Source organism: Dolomitihabitans soli (assembly GCF_022213955.1).
Taxonomy (GTDB): Bacteria; Actinomycetota; Actinomycetes; order Streptosporangiales; family Streptosporangiaceae; genus Streptosporangium_A; species Streptosporangium_A soli.
This window is the reverse complement of the sequence record NZ_JAKNTW010000052.1, coordinates 54954-61466: the sequence shown is the minus strand read 5'-3', so window position 1 is coordinate 61466 and position 6513 is coordinate 54954. Positions and strand designations below refer to the sequence as shown.

Genomic DNA, 6513 nt, shown 5'->3' with positions numbered 1-6513 from the left:
AATGCCAAGCCCTTGGACATTCCGTCGGTGGAGTACGGGGAGAGTTGGGAGGGTCCGGGCAGTCCGACTCCGGATGGCCCGCCCGGCCAGGTGGAGCCCAGTCTGCCGAGTTCGGAGGACAAGTCCGGTCCTGCTATGGACCAGGCCGTCCAGCCCGCGAACGCCACCGTGTCCCAGCCCGACACCCTGCGCGCCGCCGAGGTCGGGACGCCCTACGGGGCGGAGGCGCGGATCGGGACTGACCTGCCGCCCGCGGCCGGCGGCATCGAGACCGGCGCGGAGCCGTTGCCCGCGCCCGATGTGACGCCTGATGTCGTGCCGCCGACCGATCCGGCTCCCAACGGGGTTCCTGGGCCTGAGGCGGCGGAGACGTCGCCCGCGCCTGAGCCCGTGCCGGACGAGGCGCCGCCTGCCGTACCGGATTCGGGGCCTGAGGCGGCCGAGACGTTGCCCGCGCCCGATGTGACGCCTGATGTCGTGCCGCCGACCGATCCGGCTCCCGATGGGGATCGCGGGCCTGAGGCGGCGGAGACGTCGCCCGCGCCTGAGCCCGCGCCGGACGAGGCGCCGCCTGCCGTACCCGATTCGAATCCCGTTCCAGGTCAGGAAGCCGGGCTGCCGACGCCCGGGGAGGATGCGGCACGGGATCCCGACTCCGAGTGCGCCGAGCCGGAGACGCCGCGGTCCGAGCAGCCGGAGTCGCCGCGTGCTCCTGAGCAGGGGGAGTCGTACCCGGCACCGGGTGAGGCGTCGGAGCGGAATGGTCAGTCGTCGGCCACGTTGCTGATCGGTGGCGAGGAGGGCGATGGGCAGGCCAGGGGATACGGGGCCTGACCCGAGTGGACCGGTGACCGAATCGATGGGGAGCCGAAAGCCTGCTGGAGGGCTGACTGTGAGGAGAACGTGATGTATGTCGACCCACCGGCGCCGCAGCCGTTGCAGCCAGGTGAGACCCCGCCCGCGCAGGGGAGTGGCGACCCGCTCTCGCCCGACGGGCAGGCCAGGGCGTGGGAGTTCAACCCCGACTACCAGAAGCTGGTGACGTTGTGGCAGCAGGTGCTGCCGATGATGGAGACGCTGACCGGTTCACTCGATCAGGCGTACCAGCTCGCCAGGAGCTCCGACACCTGGGACGCGCCGGTCGCCGCCAGATACGTCGAGGATGTCGCCGAGTGGCGTAAACGTCTGGGCCTGTACCGCCAGGCCGTACTGACCTCGATCAGCGACCAGGCGGCCGACACGCCGCGCTGGGTACCGGTGGCGGCGGGTGCGCCACACGCCTTCTCCTGACCATCTGACCTGGGAAATCCGGCGTCACCAGGCTTACAGTGGTGAAAGAGGTGAGCCGGACGGAGTGACGCCATGAGCACCGAGCCGTTCTACGGCCCTGACTTCGGGAGGCTGCGCCGCGAGGATCCCGAGGTCGCGCAGGTGCTGCTCGACGAACTCCGCCGGGTGCGGGGCGGCCTGCAGCTGATCGCGAGCGAGAACTTCACCTCGCCCGGTGTGCTCGCCGCCCTGGGTTCCACGCTCACCAACAAGTACGCCGAGGGCTATCCGGGCCGCCGATACTACGGCGGCTGCGAGGTCGTCGACCGGGCGGAGACGCTGGCGATCGAGCGGGCCAGGCGGTTGTTCGGGGCCGACCACGCCAACGTCCAGCCGCACTCGGGCGCGTCGGCGAACCTCGCGGCCTACGCGGCGCTGTTGCAGCCGGGTGACACGATGCTGGCGATGGCGCTTCCGCACGGCGGTCATCTCACGCACGGTTCGAAGGTCAACTTCTCCGGCCGGTGGTTCGACGTGGTGGCGTACGGCGTGCGGCGTGACACCGAACTCATCGACTACGACGAAGTTCGGGACCTCGCGCTCCGGCACCGCCCTAAGATGATCATATGTGGTGCCACGGCCTACCCGAGGCTGATCGATTTCGCGGTGTTCCGCGGGATCGCCGACGAGGTCGGCGCGTGGCTGCTCGCCGACGTCGCGCACACGATCGGTCTGATGGCGGGGGGCGTGATCCCCTCCGCCGTGCCGTACGCCGATGTTGTGACCTTCACCACACACAAGGCGTTGCGCGGTCCGCGTGGCGGCGGCGTGCTGTGCACGGACGAACTGGCCGCGAAGATCGACAGAGCGGTCTTCCCGTTCGTGCAGGGCGGGCCGCTGATGCATGCGATCGCGGCGAAGGCGGTGGCGTTCGGCGAGGCACTGCGTCCGGACTTCGCCGAGTACGGCAGGCGGGTCGTCGACAACGCGCGGTCGCTGACCGAAGGGCTCGCGGCGGAGGGGATGCGGCCGGTCTCCGGCGGCACGGACACCCATCTGGCGCTCGTCGACCTGCGCTCGCTGAACGTCACCGGCGCGGAGGCGGAACGACGGTGCGCCGACGCGGGCATCACGCTCAACCGGAACACGATTCCCTACGATCCGGAGCCTCCCACGGTAACCTCGGGCATCCGGGTGGGCACACCATGCGTGACCACCCAAGGGCTCGGGCCGGTGGACCTGAAGGAGGTGGCCTCGATGGTGGCGCAGGCGGTGCGGAGTCCGGAAACCGCCGGAGAGGTCCGCAAGAAGGTGGCGGCGTTGTCGGCCGCCCATCAGGTTTATCCCAGCGAATTTTGAGCCGTTCTGTGTCTTCTTCCGGTCACAGCAGGCCGGTGCGTCGAGGAAACTAGGGGCCGTGCGCGAATACCTTCTCATTGCGCTTGTGGCGGCAGCGGTGACATACCTGCTGGTGCCGCTGGTCCGTGTGTTCGCCATCCGGATCGGCGCGATGCCGGAGGTCCGCGACCGCGACGTGCACACCACGCCGACGCCGCGCCTGGGTGGCCTGGCGATGTACGGCGGGCTGGCCGCCGGCCTGCTGTTCGCGACGCAGTTGCCCTGGGTGGCCAGCAGGCTCAGCGATCCGGAGATCGCGGGCGGGCAGATCGTGACGGCCCTGCTGGTCGCGGGGGCGGTGATCACGATCACCGGGTTCCTCGACGACTGGTGGGGCATGGACCCCTTCATCAAGCTGGGCGGCCAGATCGCCGCGGCGGGCCTGCTCGTCCACTTCGGGCTCACGCTGAACTGGATCCCGCTGCCCGGCGGCGGCTCGGTCAGCCTCGACAGCACGCTGCGCATGGTGATCACCGTGCTCATCGTGGTCGTCGCGATCAACGCGGTGAACTTCGTCGACGGCCTCGACGGACTGGCCGCCGGCATCGTCGGCATCGCGGCCATGGCCACCTGGGCCTACTCCATCGTGCTCTCCAGTTCCATGGGCAACACCCGGATCAACACCACCGCGGTCATCACCTCCATCCTCATCGGGGTGTGCCTGGGGTTCCTCCCGCACAACTTCCATCCCGCGAAGATCTTCATGGGCGACACGGGCGCGATGCTGATCGGGCTGGTCCTCGCCTCCTCGGTGATCACCGTGACGCCGATCGATCCCGGCGCGCTGAGCCCGGGCGCCCTCAACTCCTCGATCAACCGCTTTCCGGTCATCCTGCCGCTGCTGCTCCCGGTGGCGGTGATGGTGCTGCCGCTGCTCGACCTGGTGACGGCGGTGGTCAGACGCACGTCGTACGGCATGTCGCCGTTCGCGCCCGACCGCGGTCACCTGCACCATCGGCTGCTCGACATCGGCCACTCGCACCGCCGTTCGGTGCTGATCATGTACGCGTGGACGTTCCTGTTCGGGTTCACGGTGGTGGGCATGTCCATCGGCGGTGTGCCGGTGATCGGGTTCGTGCTGACGGTCATCCTGGCCATCGCCGTCCTGGTGCTGATGGCGTTGCCGAGCTGGCGGGCCCGGCGCGAGGGCGGGGGAGGGGCGCACGCGGCAGGGCGCAGCAAGGGTCCCGCCGGTGATCCGGCGCAGGGCGAGGCCCGGCCGATTCCGCAGCCGGGACCGGTGCTGGAGGAGGGAACCTCCGGGCAGCGCCCGCCGGCGCCCGGCCGGATCGCCGAGAGCGGCGGACCCGCTCCTGAGCAGGGGCCGCCCGCCGCTGAGACGAGTGACGAGACCGCCATCATGCCGACCGTCGGCGGCCGGGTCCCCAACCTCTCCCGGCGGGTAACCCGCTGATCGTCTTCTAGAAACGGCAGGTAAAGGCACTCTTCCCAGAGCTTGTGATAGCTTTCACTAGCAGGGAGCCTCACGGATCGCATCCGTCGAGGTAGCAAATGCTCGCTTGACAACCGTTTCTGGAGCACCGATGCAGGCCAATGACGTGCGCCTTCTCAAGAGCGCCGCGATACCCGCCCTGGCGGTGGGATTGGTCGTGGCCGTCATCTCGACGATCATGGTCGGTGCCAAGGGCGCGCTCGCCACGGGAATCGGTGTCCTGGTCGTCGGCGCCTTCTTCGTGATCAGCCTCGTCGCCGTCACCTACGCGTCGCGCATCTCTCCCACGATGATGATGGCCGCCGCCATGGGTACCTTCTTCACCAAGATCGTCGTACTGATTCTCATCCTCACCTCGCTCTCCGACGTGACGGCATGGGACCCCACTGTTTTCTCCTGGACTGTCATCCTGTGCACCGTCGCGTGGACCTTCGGCGAGGCTCGAGGGTTCATGAAGCTGCGCATTCTCTACGTGGAGCCGGGCACCGAGGTGCCAGGGCAGTACGGGAAAAAGTGATGTCAGCGGGTTGGCCTGATATGACTAGTCACCCTTATAACTGCTATCGTCGCGTGCGCGATGTGTACGGCGGAGAATCACCTGTCAGTGCCCGTGGGCCATGGTCTCCGCGCCATCGCGTCTCTCATCTGCTCGATCTTCCTGATCCCTCGCCACAAGGTCACAGGACAGCGGAAGACATCCTGATCCACCACGACGAAGGGAACGCCGAGTGAGCGCCGCGCCGCTTCTCGCCGCCGACGAGTTCCAGGCCCCCGGGCTGGGCCTGTTCGACTGGCCGCCGCTCGTGGAGGGCGCGGCCTGGTTCAACAAGCCGGCCCTGCTGGCACTGGTCGCGGCGCTGCTGGTCATCGTGTTCGTCTACGCCGCGTTCTCCCGGCCCAAGCTGGTGCCGCGTGGTGTGCAGAACATCGGTGAGCTCGCTTACGAGTTCACTCGGGAGCAGATCGCCCGGCCGTTCCTCGGCAAGGACAGCGACCGGTGGATGCCGCTGCTGTTCAGCATGTTCCTCTTTGTGTGGATCATGAACTTGTTCGGGTCCATCATCTTCGTCCAGTTCCCGGTGATGTCGCGGATCGGCTACCCCGCCGTGCTGGCGATCGGCGTGTGGGTGCTGGTGATGTATCTCGGCATCAAGCACCAGGGCCCGATCGGCTTCTTCAAGAACGTCATGTTCCCGCCGGGACTGCCGGGCTGGATCTACGTGATGGTCGCTCCGATCGAGCTCGTCTCGACGTTCTTCCTGCGGCACATCACCCACGCGATCCGGCTCTTCGCCACCATGATGGCGGGCCACCTGATCATCGCGCTCTTCTCCGAGGTCGGCTGGCACTTCCTGTTCGTCCAGCTCACGCCGCTCGGCGCGCCGGTCGGGGTGCTGGGTGTCATCATGACGATCCTGCTGACCGCCTTCGAGTTGTTCATCCAGGCCCTTCAGGCCTACGTGTTCGCGCTGCTGACCGCCATGTTCATCAATGACGCTCTGCGCCCCGCGCACTAAGACTTACCGCCCCCACAATCGCCCGACTGTTCCGGTGGATACTCCATCGGTCGATAGAAAAGGAAACGAAAGCATGAGTGGTGTGCTTGCTGAGGTGACCGGCAACCTCGGTTCGATCGGGTACGGCCTCGCCGCCATCGGCCCCGGTGTCGGTATCGGCATCATCTTCGGCCAGGGTGTGCAGGCGATCGCCCGCCAGCCTGAGGCCTACGGCCTGATCCGCCAGAACATGATTCTGGGCTTCGTCTTCGCCGAGGCGCTCGCCCTGATCGGTATCGCGCTCGCGTTCGTCTTCCGGGCCTGACGGCGACCGGGCCCCTGACGGGAGGCAGCACCTATGTATTTGCTAGCCGCTGAAGAGAACAATCCGCTGATTCCGCATCCGGCCGAGATGGTCGTCGGTGGTTTCGCGTTCTTGCTCGTCCTGTTCTTCGTCGGCCGCCTCTTGGTGCCGCGTATCCAGAAGACCCTTCAGGAGCGCACCGAGGCGATCGAGGGCGGTCTGAAGAAGGCCGCCGACGCGCAGGAAGAGGCGCAGCAGGCGCTCAAGGAGTACCGCGAGCAGCTTGCCGAGGCCAGGCACGAGGCCGCCCGCATGCGGGATGAGGCTCGTGAGCAGGGCGCCCAGATCAAGGTCGAGCTCCGCGAGGAGGCGCAGGCCGAGGCCCGCCGCCTCGTCGAGGCCGCGCACGTCCAGATCGAGGCCGACAGGCAGCAGGCGTTCGCGCAGCTTCGTACGGAGATCGGCCGGTTGTCCACCGACCTGGCCGCCCGCATCGTGGGTGAGTCCCTTGAGGACGAGGCCAGGCAGCGCCGTACCGTCGACCGGTTCCTTGAGGAGCTGGAGAGTTCCAACACGCAGGCGGTGCGCTGATG

7 protein-coding genes and 1 pseudogene are annotated in these 6513 nt (G+C 67.8%); all 8 read left to right on the top strand.

The window, feature by feature from the left end:
* A pseudogene (locus tag MBA17_RS47940) lies at positions 1 to 834 on the top strand (hypothetical protein); the annotation flags it as partial.
* 72 nt (positions 835 to 906) lie between these two features.
* Positions 907 to 1290 (top strand): hypothetical protein, encoded by a 384-nt coding sequence (locus tag MBA17_RS47935; RefSeq protein WP_238505637.1) that lies wholly within the window; start codon positions 907 to 909, stop codon positions 1288 to 1290.
* 72 nt (positions 1291 to 1362) lie between these two features.
* A complete protein-coding gene (locus MBA17_RS47930) occupies positions 1363 to 2628 on the top strand; it encodes a serine hydroxymethyltransferase (RefSeq protein WP_238505636.1) in 1266 nt (421 codons plus the stop codon).
* A 97-nt stretch (positions 2629 to 2725) separates the two neighbouring features.
* Entirely contained in the window at positions 2726 to 4081 is a 1356-nt protein-coding gene (locus MBA17_RS47925) for an MraY family glycosyltransferase (protein WP_238505635.1), read from the top strand.
* A 196-nt stretch (positions 4082 to 4277) separates the two neighbouring features.
* Positions 4278 to 4637, top strand: coding sequence for a Cg1360 family ATP-synthase-associated protein (locus MBA17_RS47920; RefSeq protein ID WP_238505634.1), 360 nt, complete (start codon positions 4278 to 4280; stop codon positions 4635 to 4637).
* A gap of 211 nt (positions 4638 to 4848) precedes the next feature.
* A complete protein-coding gene (gene atpB, locus MBA17_RS47915) occupies positions 4849 to 5637 on the top strand; it encodes a F0F1 ATP synthase subunit A (protein WP_238505633.1) in 789 nt (262 codons plus the stop codon).
* 73 nt (positions 5638 to 5710) lie between these two features.
* Complete coding sequence (gene atpE / locus MBA17_RS47910; protein WP_238505632.1) at positions 5711 to 5941, top strand: ATP synthase F0 subunit C; 231 nt, start codon at positions 5711 to 5713, stop codon at positions 5939 to 5941.
* A gap of 33 nt (positions 5942 to 5974) precedes the next feature.
* A complete protein-coding gene (locus MBA17_RS47905) occupies positions 5975 to 6511 on the top strand; it encodes a F0F1 ATP synthase subunit B (RefSeq protein ID WP_238505631.1) in 537 nt (178 codons plus the stop codon).
* The last annotated feature ends 2 nt before the right edge of the window (positions 6512 to 6513 follow it).

What these genes read in the sequence shown, in the direction of transcription:
- atpE (WP_238505632.1), top strand. Translation starts at nt 5,711, where the DNA reads ATGAGTGGTGTGCTTGCTGAGGTGACCGGCAACCTCGGTTCGATCGGG.
- MBA17_RS47930 (WP_238505636.1), top strand. Translation starts at nt 1,363, where the DNA reads ATGAGCACCGAGCCGTTCTACGGCCCTGACTTCGGGAGGCTGCGCCGC.
- MBA17_RS47935 (WP_238505637.1), top strand. Translation starts at nt 907, where the DNA reads ATGTATGTCGACCCACCGGCGCCGCAGCCGTTGCAGCCAGGTGAGACC.
- MBA17_RS47905 (WP_238505631.1), top strand. Translation starts at nt 5,975, where the DNA reads ATGTATTTGCTAGCCGCTGAAGAGAACAATCCGCTGATTCCGCATCCG.